The organism is Suipraeoptans intestinalis (assembly GCF_034091795.1).
Classification (GTDB): Bacteria; Bacillota; Clostridia; order Lachnospirales; family Lachnospiraceae; genus Suipraeoptans; species Suipraeoptans intestinalis.
Genome location: NZ_JAXFXH010000002.1, coordinates 37704 through 51449, shown reverse-complemented (window position 1 = coordinate 51449; position 13746 = coordinate 37704). Strand labels below are relative to the sequence as shown.

Sequence of the window (13746 nt, the reverse complement as noted above, 5' to 3'; positions counted from 1 at the left end):
CAAGGGAACAAAAAAGAAAGAAAACAAAGAGGAAAAAAGAAAAAGCCGTAAACGAAAAACAAAAATCACAGGAAGGCGAAGCTGCAAAAGGGGAAAAGCAGACAGCCGGAGGAAAAGATGGATCAAAGAGAGGGTTTGCTATGAAGAAAAAAATAATCGCAGGGGGACTGATCCTGCTGGCGGCCTGTTTCATCTGGTACCTGTTTGGGGGAAAGAGAGAACTCAGGCAGATGTATGAAGAGACAGCCAAAGAGGAAAAGGTACTGAGCCTGAAGAAAGAAAAGGAAAAATTCTTAAACGCACACAAAAAAGTGTTGGATGCAGAAGAGGCAGAGAAGCTGAAAGCAGTATTGGAAGAGCAGATTGCAAAGCTTCAGGAGGCAGGCTGGTCCTCCAAGGCAGTTGCAGGAGGGTATGTGCATCAGCTGGACACGAAAAAGGATCTTAAGACGGCGCAAGAGCAACTGGAAACCATGTTTGCCGACAGTCAGGTATTTGGCAGTCGGGTATTTCAGGAGCTGTGGCAGAAAGAAGCCAAGGGGATAAAGAAGAAACGGGCCAGGCAGCTGCTGACTTACAGCCTGCAGCTGGTGGGAGCTCCGGAGGAGCTTTCGGGAGAGGAAGAAGAGACCGGACGGCTGGTTGAGAAATTTTCCGACGAATTACAGCCGGATGACTATTTTTGGGGAAGCTTTGCCCGGGTTGTGCAAAAGGCATTTCCCAGGCAGGAGTTGTCCCGGATGGATCCGCTGGCAAAACAGATCCATCAGTTCCGGTATGTGATCTCGGCGCAGCAGGCACAGTGGGTCCGGGAGAATTTCCGGGAGAAAGGGCAGACCGACAAAGATGCGCTGGTGGCCTATCTGGCTGCAAAACGTAAGGCGAAGGAAGCGGTAGATCAGTTTGGACTGGAAGAATTCCGATACTTCGTGGAGTATGATCTGGAGGAATCCTCCCGGCTTCACAATAAGGTGGCCACCTTGCGGGGACAGTCGGGCTCTGTGGTGATTCGCTATCCCAACTATGACACACTGGTAAACATCAAGATCGTAATGAATTTCCACACCGAATTTATCCTTTCCAGTGAGGGACGGTTTGTCAATGAGCTGGATCCGGAGGGGACAGACACCAACGGGATCATCAACGGAGCTTCCTTTAACTATGCCAACAAAAACAATAAGCTGCACCGAACGCTGGATATCACGCCGGTCCGTGCGCACGATCCTGCTTATCGGAAGGCGGTGACCAGGACGGCCGACTACGTGTATCAGGCGCCAAACAATATCCGGACGGAGCTTGTGCAGGTGGGAACGGGAGACTGGAGTGAGTCCTATTTCAACAAGAAGGGCCTCTATTCCTACCAGAAAAAAAGCTGCTCCCAATCTGTAAGAAAAGAGATCAAACGGCTGAAAAAGGCAGTAAAGGAGGCGGCAGATGAGTAAGAGAAAATGGTTGATCACAGGAGTTCTGATTGTGTTTCTGCTGTTGCTGGGTGTGATTGCCTACTGGTTTTTCTGGCCGGAAGAATACTACGAAGAGGTGCATGACCTGAAACAGACTTTTTCGGGAAATCCTGTAAAGGAAATGAAGATCGGAGAAAGTTATGAGGTGGAGGACATGGTGTTTCAGATGGTGGATGAGACACACTTTGTATACACCATAGACTACAGCGGCTATGCCAACCAGAAGGAGCTGGAAGACACCAGATGGATCATGGAATCAGAGGATATCTATCCGGAGATCTTTGTGGCAGAAGGAGAATACTACCGGAAGGGGGAAGACATCTTCATCAAGGAGACCAGAGGAATGCAGATCGTTTTTGAAACGGTAGCAGATGTGAAGGAAAAGAAGTATGCAGTGGCAAATGAAGTGTCTTACGCAGCAACCGGATATAATCCGGAGCCGCAGTTTACCAAAAAGGGAAAACACTATGTATTTGACCGGTATCTACTGCAGATGAAGTCTTCGGATAGCTTTGAAAAGCGAGGGAAGCTGGACCGGTATCCGGTATATTCTTCCCAGGAAAAACTGCCGGAAAGCATTCAGCAGTTGCTAACCTCTTATAAGCAGAAATAAGGAAAGAAGCCTTTTGCTGGAGATAGAAAAAGAGGGGGAAATCACCGGCGTATCAGGACGGTAACGGGAAAGGAAGATTAAAATAGTGCAGGAAAAGATAAAAATAGTAAATTGACAGCGGCATTTCCCTGTGCTATATTGAATGCGTTTAAAAAATGAACAGGAAATGGCAATGGCGTCAGACGATCCCTGCGGGGAGTCTGGCGCTTTTTATATGTTGTCGTTTTAACAAGGAGGCATGGATTATGAGATTGAAGGATACGGGACTTACGGCGCAGGAGATCAAGGACAAGGTGAGCACCTATATGATCGAAACCTATGAGCGCTTTGATTTTTTGGCAGAAACAGCAAAGGATCAGTATATGTATGATGAAAAAGGAGAGGCATATCTGGATTTCTATGCAGGAGTTGCAGTAAATTCTGTGGGAAACTGCAACGAAAAAGTGGTGAAGGCAGTACAGGAACAGGCGGCAGCGGTTATGCAGACTTTTAACTATCCGTACACAATTCCCCAGGCGCTGCTGGCGGAGAAGATCTGTACCACCATAGGGATGGATAAGATCTTTTTTCAGAATTCCGGAGCAGAATCCAATGAAGCCATGATCAAGATGGCAAGAAAATACGGGGTGGAAAATTTTGGACCCAACAAATATCATATTGTGACGGCTAAAATGGGATTTCACGGCAGGACCTTTGGAGCCATGTCTGCCACAGGGCAACCGGGAAACGCCTGCCAGATCGGCTTTGGACCGATGACCTACGGATTTTCTTATGCACCCTTTAACGACCTGCAGGCATTTAAGGATGCCTGTACGGAAAACACCATTGGCATCATGATCGAACCGGTACAGGGAGAGGGAGGCGTCCACCCTGCCACCAGAGAATTTATGCAGGGACTGAGAGAATTTTGTGATGAAAAGGGGATTCTTTTGCTACTGGACGAGATTCAGACAGGATGGTGCCGGACAGGCGCTGTCATGTCTTATATGAATTACGGGATCAAGCCGGATATTGTGTCCATGGCCAAGGCCATGGGAGGTGGGATGCCGATCGGAGCCATCTGTACGTCTGAAAAGGTGGCAAAGGCCTTTACCAGAGGATCCCATGGATCCACCTTCGGAGGACATCCGGTCAGCTGTGCCGCCGCACTTGCAGCGGTAGAGGAGCTGCTGGAGAGAGATCTGGCAAGAAATGCCAAAGAGGTGGGGGCTTACTTTGTCAAACAGCTGAGAAAGATCCCCCATGTAAAAGAAGCGAGAGGACAGGGGCTTCTGGTGGGGATCGAACTGGACAAAAGCATTTCGGCAGTAGATGTAAAGCATGCATGCTTTGACAGGAAGCTTTTAGTGACAGCCATTGGAAGCAGTGTCGTAAGAATGGTCCCGCCTCTTGTGGTTACCAGGAAGGACTGCGACAGGGCGGTGGAGATCATCAGAGAAGCCGTGGAGGCGATGGCGCCTGCACAGGTAAAAGCTTCTTAGACGAACCATCAGAACAGTGCTGCTACCAGATCTTCTTTGGTAAGGCCATAGATGGCGGAGGGGGAGGAAAGAGACTGCAGTCTCTTTCGAACCTCTTCTTTCGTATAGGGACAAAGAAGGAGACAGGAACGGATTTCTTCCAGGTCGATGTCTCCGAAAAAGTCCCCGAAGATATGAAGCTGCCGGATCTGCCCTTTTTCCACGTCGATATGGCTGTGGATGGTGCCGGCTCCCGGAAAATATTTCTTTAGATGGAGCTGACATCTGGGGTTGGCGCCAAAAATCTTCTGCGGATTGTCAAACTGTTCCTGCTGGATCAGGAGGATCCGTTTTTGGTCTTCCGTAGACAAGAGATATTCGGTACCGTCATTGCCCAAAATCCTGTCGATCATGATCGCTTTAAATTCCTCCATGCTAAGCGGCCGGGGCAGGTGTTCTTTTAGATTGGTCACCCGGTCCCGAACCGACTTGATGCCTTTGGAGATGACTTTTTGCGGGTCTACGGTGCTGGCACGCACCATTTCCTCCAGATCCGTATCAAACAGAATGGATCCGTGATGAAGGGTACGGCCATTCTTGATGTACTGCGCATTGCCGGAAAACTTTTTGCCGGACACGACCAGGTCATTTCTTCCGTTGAAGGAAGCATCGACGCCCAGGTCACGGACGGCAGCTACAACCGGCTGGATAAAACCGGTAAATTCGATGGAGGGGCTGGATGTCCTGTTGGGGGAAATAAAGGTAAACTGCCAGCTTCCCATATCCGTGTAGATCGTGCCGCCGCCGGACAGACGCCGCACGATCCGGATCTTTCGGGATCTGGCATAATCCAGGTCGATCTCGCTGTAGGTGTTTTGAAATTTTCCCACCATCAGAGTGGGAGTAGTTCTCCAAAACAGGAAGACCATGTCGTCAAACAGCTTTTCGGTCATCAGATAATATTCTAAAGCGAAATTGTAGGAAGGGCTGTTGGAGCCGCTTTCGATGTAGAGCATGAACAAAACCTCCGATACAAGTACAGATGCGGGTATGGAAAAAATTAGAGGGAATCAGCCTCTTTTTTTTGTTTGCAGGCAGAAAAGGCGTCCTCCGCCTGATAAGAGCTGCGCACCAAAGGAGAACTGGCAACAAAAGCAAAGCCCTTATCCAGTCCCACTCTGCGGTAGTGTTCAAATCGGTCAGGATGCACATACTCCACCACCGGCAGGTGCTTCATGGAAGGACGAAGGTACTGGCCGATGGTCAGGATGTCACAGCCGACAGCAAGGACGTCGTCCATCAGCTTTTCCACCTCCGGGATCTCTTCGCCAAGCCCCACCATGATCCCTGTTTTTGTCAGGAGCCCGTGGCCTTTTTCCTTGCAGTAGCGCAGGACTTCCAGAGAACGTTCATATCGGGCCTGCGGGCGTACCGCAGGATAAAGCCGGGCAACGGTTTCCATGTTGTGGTTGAGGATATCGGGAGAAGAGGCCAGCACAAGATCCAGACTTTCTTTGTCTCCTTTCAGATCGGGGATCAACAGTTCAATGGTGACCTTTGGGTTTTCTCTTCGGACCGCCTCGGTGGTCCGGGCAAAATGCTCTGCGCCTCCGTGGGGAAGATCGTCTCTCGTTACACTGGTGATGACTACATGCTTCAGACCCAGTTCTTTTACAGCGTTGGCTACATGATCCGGCTCCTGTGGATCTACAGCATCCGGCTTTCCGCAGGTAACATTGCAGAAGCCGCAGTTGCGGGTGCACTGGCTACCCAGGATCATAAAGGTGGCAGTCTGTTTGGCATAACATTCTCCCAGGTTAGGACAGTTGGCTTCCTTACAGACTGTATTCAGATGCAGGTCGTTCATCAGATGACGGACCTTAGAAGCGCTGATACGCGCCGCGTGACTGCTTTGATGTAAAAACATGGCTCTTAGCCATTCGGGTTTTCTTTCCATAATCGTCCTCCTTATCTGGGAGCAGATCGTTTTTGGCAGGTGCAGCATGACAGGGAAACGGAATACTGACGAAACTGAAGAAGCAATGCCTTCGGTGCAGAAGATCCTCATATCCCGTAGAACAAAATGATGGTCGATTTAAGCGGGGGGCAGGATTTCCAGCCAGTATCCATCCGGATCGCTGATGAAGTAGATACCCATGGAAGGGTTCTCAAAACAGATGCAGCCCATGTTACTATGATGCCGATGAGCAGCCTCGAAATCGTCGGTGCGAAACGCCAGGTGGAATTCGTTGTCGCCAAGCTGGTAGGGACGGTCAAAGTCTCTTAGCCAGGTAAGCTCCAGTTGAAAGCTCCCCTCCGGGGCGGCCAGATATACAATGATAAAAGAACCGTCCGGGGCTTCTTTTCTGCGGACCTCCGTCAGTCCCAACGCCTCCTGATAGAAGTGCAGGGAGCGCTTTAGATCAAAAACATTCAGATTTTCGTGGATCATTTGAAAGTGCATCATCATACCTCATTTCTATGAAATAGAATCGTGTCAGACAACGGGTGTTTTTCTATAATTTATCATGGCAGAAGTAAAAAGACAAGAAGCCGGCCTGTCCCTGACAGATTTTTCTACGGCTTGTGTGATATTGAAAAGCAAACGGTAAACAGTGAGAGGGGGCGTGGAAAAATGAAAAAAGATGGCAAGAGAAGGAGAAGAAGCGGGGAAATGCGAAAAGAGGCGGGAAAAAATCAAAGGAGAAATCAAAGGAACAGGCGGGAAAGAAAAGATTGACAAAAGAAAAGAAACATGGGAAACTTTTTCGTATGTTATGAGACGGAGAAAAAGAGAGAGGGACAGGCGAAAAAAGCCGGATCCTGGAAAGGGGGGAGACAGAGAAGTGAAGTGGAGCGTGTTGTTTTTTGTCAATAGTATTTTACTGGGCGAGGGACTTGCCATGGATGCTTTTTCAGTTTCTTTGGCCAACGGACTGAATGAGCCGCAGATGGGAAGGCGAAAAATGTGTGGGATCGCAGGGATGTTTGCAGGGTTTCAGGCGGCTATGCCCATGCTTGGGTGGATGTGTGTACATACGATGGTGCAGCGCTTTCAACTGCTGTCCAGAGGAATCCCCTGGATCGCGCTGCTGTTGCTTTCGTTTATAGGCGGGAAAATGCTGCTGGAAGGGATCCGGGGAGGAGAAGAAGAGGCGGCGCAGACAAAACTGGGGCTTTCTGTCTTGTTTCTGCAGGGAGTGGCAACCTCTATCGACGCGCTGTCCGTAGGCTTCACCATTGCCGACTACGGGGCTTTGATGGCGTTGGTCTGTTCCCTTATCATTGCGGCTGTTACCTTTGCCACGTCCCTTCTGGGACTGCAGATCGGCCGACAATTTGGAACAGGGTTTTCCGGCAAGGCCTCCATTCTGGGAGGAGTGATTCTGATCGCCATCGGCGTGGAGATTTTTGTGACAGGAGTATTTTGAAAGATATATTACTGATAAATTCGGGAGAAGTTCTCAAAAATGAAAATCTTCCGAATTTTTTTGCATAATGTCGCTATTCATGTCCTAAAACTATACGGTTGATGGCCAAATAGGTGAAAAACAAGGGAGAATAGGGTATAATCCAAGAAAAAATCGTATGTTTCCAAAACGTATTTGAAGGGAAACAAACCGACACAGAAAGGGCTTTATGAGAAATGACGGCGATCATAAAGCACTGTTTGAGAAAATAGACTGGGAAAACGCATCATTCTGCAGGATCTGACAAAGAAGACTGTATAAATTCCAAGATGCGCAGGATCTCTTCCTGCTTGCGAAGTGGGAGCTTTTCGATCACGTATCTGGCCTGTTCGGCAACCGACATCTCATCAATCTCCGGGTAGACAAAAATATCGCACAAAACGTCCTGGGGAGTGACACCCAGCGCTTTTGCAATGTCGCATACACTCTCCAAGCTGACGTTTGCAGTTCCCTTTTCGATCCGATTGATCAAACTCGGAGAAACATGAATAGAGTCTGCAAGCTTTTTCTGGCTCATTTGTTTTGATTCTCGAATAGATTTAATGCGTGATCCAATCTGCATGAATATATCCAACTCCTTCGCTCTATTATTGTACCAACAGATAGGGAAAATAGAAATTTACAAGTAAGAAACCGGTTTAATAATATTCAATATCAAGAAAAGACAAGAGAGAAAACAAAGAAAAAGAAATAGGATATAATAGGATCAGAATCAGAGAAAAGACGGGCTGTCACCATGAAAAAGGACATCTCTTTTGCAGTTCAGCAAACACCGATCGGAATCGACACATCTTTTGAGACAAATCTGATTTTCCAAATGATGTCTGATGGAATGGAGGGCATAGAGGGGGAGCGCTTCTCCCGGAAACATATTTTGGGAGAAGTCTCCAACATTTGAAAGAAAGCGTCGAACACTTAAAGGAGTGAGAGAGAACAAGGTGATAGAGAGGAAGATCACAGAAGAGGAGCAAGAGGCTGTTCAGAAAGAGGGCATAGAAAGAAACAGATGGGTATCCTTGGGACGGATCTACAGAAAGATCAGACAGGAGGATATTGTCTGTATCAGAAAACTCAAGGGCGCCAAATATGTGGAATATGTCATAAAAGAAGAAAGGATTCGGGAAAGGATCAGCATCGCTCTTTTACTGGAAGAACTGGACAAAAAAAGATTTCTTTTGGTAGACAGAGGACATATCGTGAACCTGAAGTATGTGACAGGCATCGGAAAGCGTTCTGTCTATATGGAAGGCGGCGAGGAAATTCCGGTAAGCCGTTCTCAGATGTCATGCCTGAAAAGGGAGATAGAACGATATCTCCGGGAGGGAAGAAGCAGAACATTCCAGGTGAGCCGAGAAAAATAACACGGAATACCAAAAAAGGGGAGTCGGGCTAGGCGGCTCTCCTTTTTACTAGAAGGAAACAAAAAGATTTCACACAAATAACATACTTATCTGTTAAAATAAAAAACCATATAGAGAGAATTTTCGGCAGAAGAAGCTTTCTGCAAAAAGGATAGAAAAAGAGGTGACGCAAATGGAAAAGACAAAGATCCTGGTGGTGGATGACGAGGCAAGGATGAGAAAGCTGGTGGGAGACTTTTTACACCGGGAGGGCTATATGGTTTTGGAGGCTTCTGACGGAATGGAGGCCATGGAAGTCTTTTATCGGGAAAGGGATATCGGGGTGGTGATCCTGGACGTGATGATGCCCAGAATGGACGGGTGGCAGACCTGCAGGGAGATTCGACAGACATCGGAGGTTCCCATCATCATGCTGACGGCCCGGTCGGAGGAAAGAGATGAGCTGCAGGGGTTTGCCATAGGAGTGGATGAATACATCTCCAAGCCTTTCAGTCCCAAGATCCTGGTGGCACGGGTAGAGGCTATTTTGCGGCGTTCTGCCGGAGGAGGCGGGGAAGTGCTGGACGTAGGAGGCATCGTGATCGACAAGGCGGCGCACCAGGTCAGCATAGACGGAACAGAGGTGGTGCTCAGCTATAAAGAATTTGAACTTCTGACCTATTTCGCCCAGAATCAGGGACTGGCGCTTTCCAGGGAGAAGATCCTGAACCATGTGTGGAACTACGATTACTTTGGAGATGCCAGAACCATCGACACCCATGTGAAAAAGCTGCGCAACAAGTTGGGAAGCAAGGGCGACTATATCAAAACCGTATGGGGGATGGGATATAAGTTTGAGGTGGAGGCATGAAAACGCAGAAAAGACAGTCCATAAAAAAGCAGATGCTGCTGGTATTTATCGGGCTGCTGGCATTGTGGGTGGTTGCCCTGATGGTGTTGAACGGAAGGTTTCTGCAGCCCTATTATATCTCAAACAAAAAAAATCAGTTTGTGGAGGTCTACAGACGGCTTCAGCTGACGGCAGCCCAGGACAAGATCAAATGGCGGGATATCCCGGATGATCTTCTCCGGTTCGCGGAAAAATCCAATATTTCTTTTTTGATCATGGGAGAGGATTCCCAGGAGGTATTGACCAATGTCAACGATAAGGAAATGCTGTACAATCAGCTGCTGGGATATCTGCTGAACCAAACGCAGAAAAAAGGGAAGGTGCTGGCGAGGACGGACGGGTATGAGATTAACCAGTCCTGGGATCCGTGGAATAAAACAGACTATGTGGAAATGTGGGGCAAGCTGAAAAGCGGTCAGACTTTTCTGATCAGAAGTCCGCTGGAAAGCATCAAAGAAAGCGTGGCGGTATCCAATCGCTTTTTGCTTCTTTCGGGAGCGGCGCTTCTTGGAATATCGGCTGTCTTTATCTGGTATTTTTCCAAAAGACTGACAGATCCCATTCAGGAACTGGCAGTGCTTTCCAGACGAATGGCGGATCTGGATTTTGAAGCCAGGTATGAAAGAGGCGGGAAAAATGAGATCGCCGAGCTGGGAGAAAATTTCAACCGGATGTCACAAAGTCTGAAGGAGGCGGTCGCACAGCTGAAAAGCGCCAATAATCAACTGAAACAGGATATCCGGAGAAAAGAAAAGCTGGAAGAAATGCGAAATGAATTTCTGGGGAATGTGTCCCACGAGTTAAAAACCCCTCTGGCTTTGATCCAGGGATATGCGGAAGGATTGAAAGAAGGAATCAGCGAAGACGCAGACAGCAGAGACTTTTACTGTGATGTGATCTTGGATGAAGCGGGAAAAATGAACCAGATGGTCCGAAATCTTCTGACATTGAACCAGCTGGAGTTTGGCAGTGAGGAGACGCCGTTTGAACGATTTGACTTAACAGAGCTGACCAGAGGTGTTTTGCAGAGCATGGAGATCCTGGCTACGCAGGAGGGGGTTCAGGTAACGGCATCCCTGGAACGGCCGGTGTATGTATGGGCAGAAGAGTTTAAGGTGGAGCAGGTGATCCGCAATTACATCTCCAATGCATTTCACCATGTAAAAGGAGAAAAGCGGGTGCAGGTGGCGATTGAGACGACGGAGGAGAAGGCGAGAGTCCGGGTGTTCAACACCGGAAATCCCATTCCGGAGGAAGATCTGCCACATATTTGGGAAAAATTCTATAAAGTAGACAAAGCCCACACCAGGGAATATGGAGGAAACGGAATCGGACTGTCTATTGTCAAGGCCATCATGGATTCCTTCCATCAGGACTTTGGCGTGAAAAACATGGAGGATGGAGTGGAGTTCTGGTTTGAACTGGACAGAAAATAGGAGGAGGAAAAATGGCAGGAATTCAAAACGACTGGTTGCCGCCCTTGTCAAAGGAGTTTGGGAAACCGTATTACCGGCAGCTATTTGAAACGGTGAAGAAGGAGTACCGGACGCAGGTGGTGTTTCCGCCGGCGGAGGATCTGTTTAATGCCTTTCATCTGACCCCGCTGAAAGAGGTGAAGGTGGTGATTTTGGGGCAGGATCCTTATCACAATGTGGGCCAGGCGCACGGGCTTTGTTTTTCCGTGCGAAAGCAGGTGCTGATTCCGCCGTCTCTCGTGAATATTTATCAGGAGCTGCATGACGACCTGGGCTGCACGATACCGAAGCACGGCTGCCTGACTAAATGGGCCAGGCAGGGAGTCCTGCTTTTGAACACGGTACTGACGGTGAGGGCGCATCAGGCAAATTCCCACAGAGGGATCGGCTGGGAGGAGTTTACCGATGCTGCGATCCGGATTTTGAATACACAGGATCGGCCAATGGTATTCCTGCTGTGGGGAAGCCCTGCACAGAGGAAGGCGGCTATGCTGGATAATCCCAGGCATCTGGTTTTGAAGGCACCCCATCCTAGCCCGTTGTCCGCATATCGGGGATTCTTTGGAAGCCGCCATTTTTCCGCGGCGAACCAATTTTTGGAAAAGAACGGAGAAATTCCTATTGATTGGCAGATTGAATAAACCGCACGAAACAACAGAAGAAAAGCGGATACAAGAACAAGTGTAAAAGAGAGCTACAAAAAAGAAATACGAAAACAAATACAAAAGCAAATACGAATAAAGAAAGTACTTGACAGATACCCCTCTGAGGAATATATTAACAATTGAACAAACATTCATGTGTTCAATTGTTAATATAGATACAGGGGGTTTTTGTATGAAACGGGAATATACCATAGAACATTTAAACTGTGCAGGCTGTGGAGCCAAAATGGAAGAAAAGATCGGTCAGCTTCCGGGGGTCAGGAGGGCGCAGCTGGTATTTGCCACCAAGTGCCTGACGGTGGAGGGAGAAGACCCGGACGCCAGTCTGGAGCAGCTGCAGCAGATCTGTCAGTCCATAGAGCCGGAGGTGCAGCTTATCCCGCGGCAGAACAAACGGGAGAAAAAAGAAACAAGAAGAGAAAAGCTGTCAAAGGATCAGAAGAGGGAACTGCTGCTTATAGGAGTGTCGGGAATCCTTTTGGTGGCAGGAGGGATCCTGGGGCGTATCTGGGAAGGACAGATCTATGGGACGATCCTGCTGGTGGCGGCCTATCTGGGGCTGGGGTATGAGGTGCTCTGGAAAGCGGTGCGTAATATCATCCGGGGAAGTGTGTTTGATGAAAACTTCCTGATGAGTGTTGCGACCATTGCGGCTATGGGAATGGGGGAAATGATGGAAGCGGCAGGCGTCATGCTGTTTTATCGAATCGGAGAGCTGTTTGAGGATATTGCAGTAGAAAGAAGCCGGAACATGGTCATGGATGCAGTGGATCTGCGCCCGGAGCAGGTAACGGTGGTCACGGAGGGAAAAACGGTTTCCATTCCGGCAGAGGAAGCGAGACCGGGAGACGTGATCCTGGTGCGTGCAGGAGACAGGGTTCCGCTGGACGGAAAGGTGGTAGCAGGAAGCGGCAGGGTGGACACCTCTGCCATTACGGGAGAATCTGTTCCGGTATACGTAGAAGAGGGGATGGAAGTTTTGTCCGGCTGTGTCAATCAGAACGGGATGCTGCATATCCGGGTAGAAAAAAGGCTGGAAGAATCTATGGTCAGCCGTATTTTGGATGCAGTGGAACATGCGGCGGCGTCAAAACCAAAGATCGACCGCTTTTTAACCCGATTTGCCAGAATCTATACTCCTGTGGTAGTGGGGATCGCTCTTTTGACGGCGATTCTTCCTTCCCTCATCTGGGGAAATCCCAGACAATGGATCTATACAGCCGTTACCTTCCTGGTCATCAGTTGTCCTTGCGCTCTGGTGCTTAGCGTGCCTCTGGCATTTTTTGCGGGAATCGGAGGAGCGGCAAAAAGAGGGATCCTGTTTAAGGGGGGAGCCGCTATGGAAGCGTTGAAAGAAATAAAAACGGTGGTTCTGGACAAAACGGGAACGCTGACCAACGGAAAATTTGTCGTACAGGACGTGGTATCTTTTGGAAGACTGACAAGGAAGCAGATCCTGACGATGGCGGCAGATTGTGAGCTGCATTCCTCCCATCCGATCGGACGCAGTATCCTGGAAGAAGCAAACAGGCAGGGACTGAAGCTGACACAGCCGGAAACGCTGGAGGAGCTTCCGGGGAAGGGCATCCGGGCGGTTTTCAAAGAGGGAATTGTTCTGTGTGGAAACGGAGACTGGATGAAGGAGGAGCAGGTACAGGGGTACACAAAGTCCGGCGATCGGGGGACGGAGGTGTTCGTGGCGGTCAATGGAATCCTGCAGGGGTCTGTAGAAGTGGCGGATCAGGTCAAGGAGGAGGCAAAAGAAGCTGTTCGGGAAATAAAGCGGCAGGGGCTGGGCGTTGCCATGCTGACCGGAGACAGGGAAGCACCCGCAAAAGAAGCGGCGAAAGCAGCAGGGATAGAAGAGGTTTATGCACAGCTGCTGCCCCAGGAAAAGCTGGAGCAGCTTCAAAAGATCAGAAAAAACAGCGGCGCCGTCCTTTTTGTAGGAGATGGGATCAATGATGCTCCGGTGCTGGCAAACGCAGATGTAGGAGCCGCTATGGGAAGCGGCGCGGATGCTGCCATGGAAGTGGCGGATGTGGTATACATGACTTCCCGGGTGGACGCCGTCACGGACAGCCTTGCCATTGCAGAAAGGACCAGAAAGATCGTCCTCCAGAATGTGGCAGGGGCATTAGGAATCAAATTTCTGGTGATGCTGCTGGGATTTGCAGGTTATGCGAATATGTGGATGGCAATTTTTGCCGATACCGGAGTGGCGATGCTTTGTGTATTGAATGCAGCAAGAGGGATTCTGGATATCCGAAAGCAGGAAAGACAGGAAAAGCGGGCGGAAACAGTTGAAAAATAAGAAGGCATTTGCCATAATAGAGGAAGTAACGAAAAG

The 13746-nt window shown here is 49.0% G+C and carries 13 protein-coding genes; 9 read left to right on the top strand and 4 right to left on the bottom strand.

The features are described from left to right. Nucleotides 1–140: 140 nt before the first annotated feature. The 3 genes from SOW26_RS00350 (at nucleotide 141) to SOW26_RS00340 (ending at nucleotide 3557) form a co-directional block, all read left to right on the top strand. Nucleotides 141–1442 (top strand): DUF3114 domain-containing protein, encoded by a 1302-nt coding sequence (locus tag SOW26_RS00350; RefSeq protein ID WP_154477833.1) that lies wholly within the window; start codon nucleotides 141–143, stop codon nucleotides 1440–1442. Further along, complete coding sequence (locus SOW26_RS00345) at nucleotides 1435–2076, top strand: hypothetical protein (protein ID WP_320651683.1); 642 nt, start codon at nucleotides 1435–1437, stop codon at nucleotides 2074–2076. The genes SOW26_RS00350 and SOW26_RS00345 overlap by 8 nt, the downstream gene beginning before the upstream one ends. A 245-nt stretch (nucleotides 2077–2321) precedes the next feature. Further along, on the top strand, nucleotides 2322–3557 hold the full coding sequence (locus tag SOW26_RS00340; protein WP_276959090.1) for an aspartate aminotransferase family protein: 1236 nt from the start codon (nucleotides 2322–2324) through the stop codon (nucleotides 3555–3557). 8 nt (nucleotides 3558–3565) lie between these two features. On the opposite strand, the gene SOW26_RS00335 is transcribed toward SOW26_RS00340, so the two are convergent. From SOW26_RS00335 to SOW26_RS00325, 3 genes are all read right to left on the bottom strand, one after another. Further along, on the bottom strand, nucleotides 3566–4552 hold the full coding sequence (locus SOW26_RS00335; protein WP_320651682.1) for a lipoate--protein ligase: 987 nt from the start codon (nucleotides 4550–4552) through the stop codon (nucleotides 3566–3568). A 44-nt stretch (nucleotides 4553–4596) separates the two neighbouring features. Then, on the bottom strand, nucleotides 4597–5541 hold the full coding sequence (lipA, locus tag SOW26_RS00330; RefSeq protein WP_276958903.1) for a lipoyl synthase: 945 nt from the start codon (nucleotides 5539–5541) through the stop codon (nucleotides 4597–4599). 90 nt (nucleotides 5542–5631) lie between these two features. Further along, the gene (locus SOW26_RS00325; RefSeq protein ID WP_276958981.1) at nucleotides 5632–6000 is read right to left on the bottom strand and encodes a VOC family protein; all 369 of its coding nucleotides are present in this window, start codon (nucleotides 5998–6000) and stop codon (nucleotides 5632–5634) included. A gap of 181 nt (nucleotides 6001–6181) precedes the next feature. On the opposite strand from SOW26_RS00325, the gene SOW26_RS00320 reads away from it, so the two are divergent. Continuing rightward, on the top strand, nucleotides 6182–6967 hold the full coding sequence (locus SOW26_RS00320) for a manganese efflux pump MntP (protein WP_320651681.1): 786 nt from the start codon (nucleotides 6182–6184) through the stop codon (nucleotides 6965–6967). A 265-nt stretch (nucleotides 6968–7232) separates the two neighbouring features. On the opposite strand, the gene SOW26_RS00315 is transcribed toward SOW26_RS00320, so the two are convergent. Continuing rightward, nucleotides 7233–7568: a helix-turn-helix domain-containing protein gene (locus SOW26_RS00315; protein ID WP_154477847.1), complete on the bottom strand. Its 336-nt coding sequence runs from the start codon at nucleotides 7566–7568 to the stop codon at nucleotides 7233–7235. A gap of 376 nt (nucleotides 7569–7944) precedes the next feature. Between SOW26_RS00315 and SOW26_RS00310 the strand changes: the two genes are divergently transcribed. The 5 genes from SOW26_RS00310 to SOW26_RS00290 all read left to right on the top strand — a co-directional run bounded on the left by SOW26_RS00310 (nucleotide 7945) and on the right by SOW26_RS00290 (nucleotide 13710). After that, complete coding sequence (locus SOW26_RS00310; protein WP_154477849.1) at nucleotides 7945–8367, top strand: LytR/AlgR family response regulator transcription factor; 423 nt, start codon at nucleotides 7945–7947, stop codon at nucleotides 8365–8367. Between the two features lie 172 nt (nucleotides 8368–8539). Beyond that, nucleotides 8540–9217 carry a response regulator transcription factor gene (locus SOW26_RS00305; protein WP_276958906.1) on the top strand — a complete coding sequence of 226 codons (678 nt, stop codon included), beginning with the start codon at nucleotides 8540–8542 and terminating at the stop codon, nucleotides 9215–9217. Next, nucleotides 9214–10692 (top strand): sensor histidine kinase, encoded by a 1479-nt coding sequence (locus SOW26_RS00300; RefSeq protein ID WP_320651680.1) that lies wholly within the window; start codon nucleotides 9214–9216, stop codon nucleotides 10690–10692. The genes SOW26_RS00305 and SOW26_RS00300 overlap by 4 nt, the downstream gene beginning before the upstream one ends. Before the next feature lie 11 nt (nucleotides 10693–10703). Beyond that, nucleotides 10704–11372 carry a uracil-DNA glycosylase gene (ung, locus tag SOW26_RS00295; RefSeq protein ID WP_276958913.1) on the top strand — a complete coding sequence of 223 codons (669 nt, stop codon included), beginning with the start codon at nucleotides 10704–10706 and terminating at the stop codon, nucleotides 11370–11372. A gap of 196 nt (nucleotides 11373–11568) precedes the next feature. Further along, nucleotides 11569–13710, top strand: a complete 2142-nt coding sequence (locus SOW26_RS00290) for a heavy metal translocating P-type ATPase (RefSeq protein ID WP_320651679.1) — start codon at nucleotides 11569–11571, stop codon at nucleotides 13708–13710. Nucleotides 13711–13746: the final 36 nt, after the last annotated feature.

Coding starts and splice junctions, on each gene's coding strand:
- SOW26_RS00300 (WP_320651680.1), top strand. CDS start 9,214: ATGAAAACGCAGAAAAGACAGTCCATAAAAAAGCAGATGCTGCTGGTA.
- SOW26_RS00340 (WP_276959090.1), top strand. CDS start 2,322: ATGAGATTGAAGGATACGGGACTTACGGCGCAGGAGATCAAGGACAAG.
- SOW26_RS00345 (WP_320651683.1), top strand. CDS start 1,435: ATGAGTAAGAGAAAATGGTTGATCACAGGAGTTCTGATTGTGTTTCTG.
- SOW26_RS00315 (WP_154477847.1), bottom strand. CDS start 7,568: ATGCAGATTGGATCACGCATTAAATCTATTCGAGAATCAAAACAAATG.
- SOW26_RS00305 (WP_276958906.1), top strand. CDS start 8,540: ATGGAAAAGACAAAGATCCTGGTGGTGGATGACGAGGCAAGGATGAGA.
- SOW26_RS00325 (WP_276958981.1), bottom strand. CDS start 6,000: ATGCACTTTCAAATGATCCACGAAAATCTGAATGTTTTTGATCTAAAG.
- SOW26_RS00350 (WP_154477833.1), top strand. CDS start 141: ATGAAGAAAAAAATAATCGCAGGGGGACTGATCCTGCTGGCGGCCTGT.
- SOW26_RS00290 (WP_320651679.1), top strand. CDS start 11,569: ATGAAACGGGAATATACCATAGAACATTTAAACTGTGCAGGCTGTGGA.
- ung (WP_276958913.1), top strand. CDS start 10,704: ATGGCAGGAATTCAAAACGACTGGTTGCCGCCCTTGTCAAAGGAGTTT.
- SOW26_RS00320 (WP_320651681.1), top strand. CDS start 6,182: ATGGCAAGAGAAGGAGAAGAAGCGGGGAAATGCGAAAAGAGGCGGGAA.
- lipA (WP_276958903.1), bottom strand. CDS start 5,541: ATGCTGCACCTGCCAAAAACGATCTGCTCCCAGATAAGGAGGACGATT.
- SOW26_RS00335 (WP_320651682.1), bottom strand. CDS start 4,552: ATGCTCTACATCGAAAGCGGCTCCAACAGCCCTTCCTACAATTTCGCT.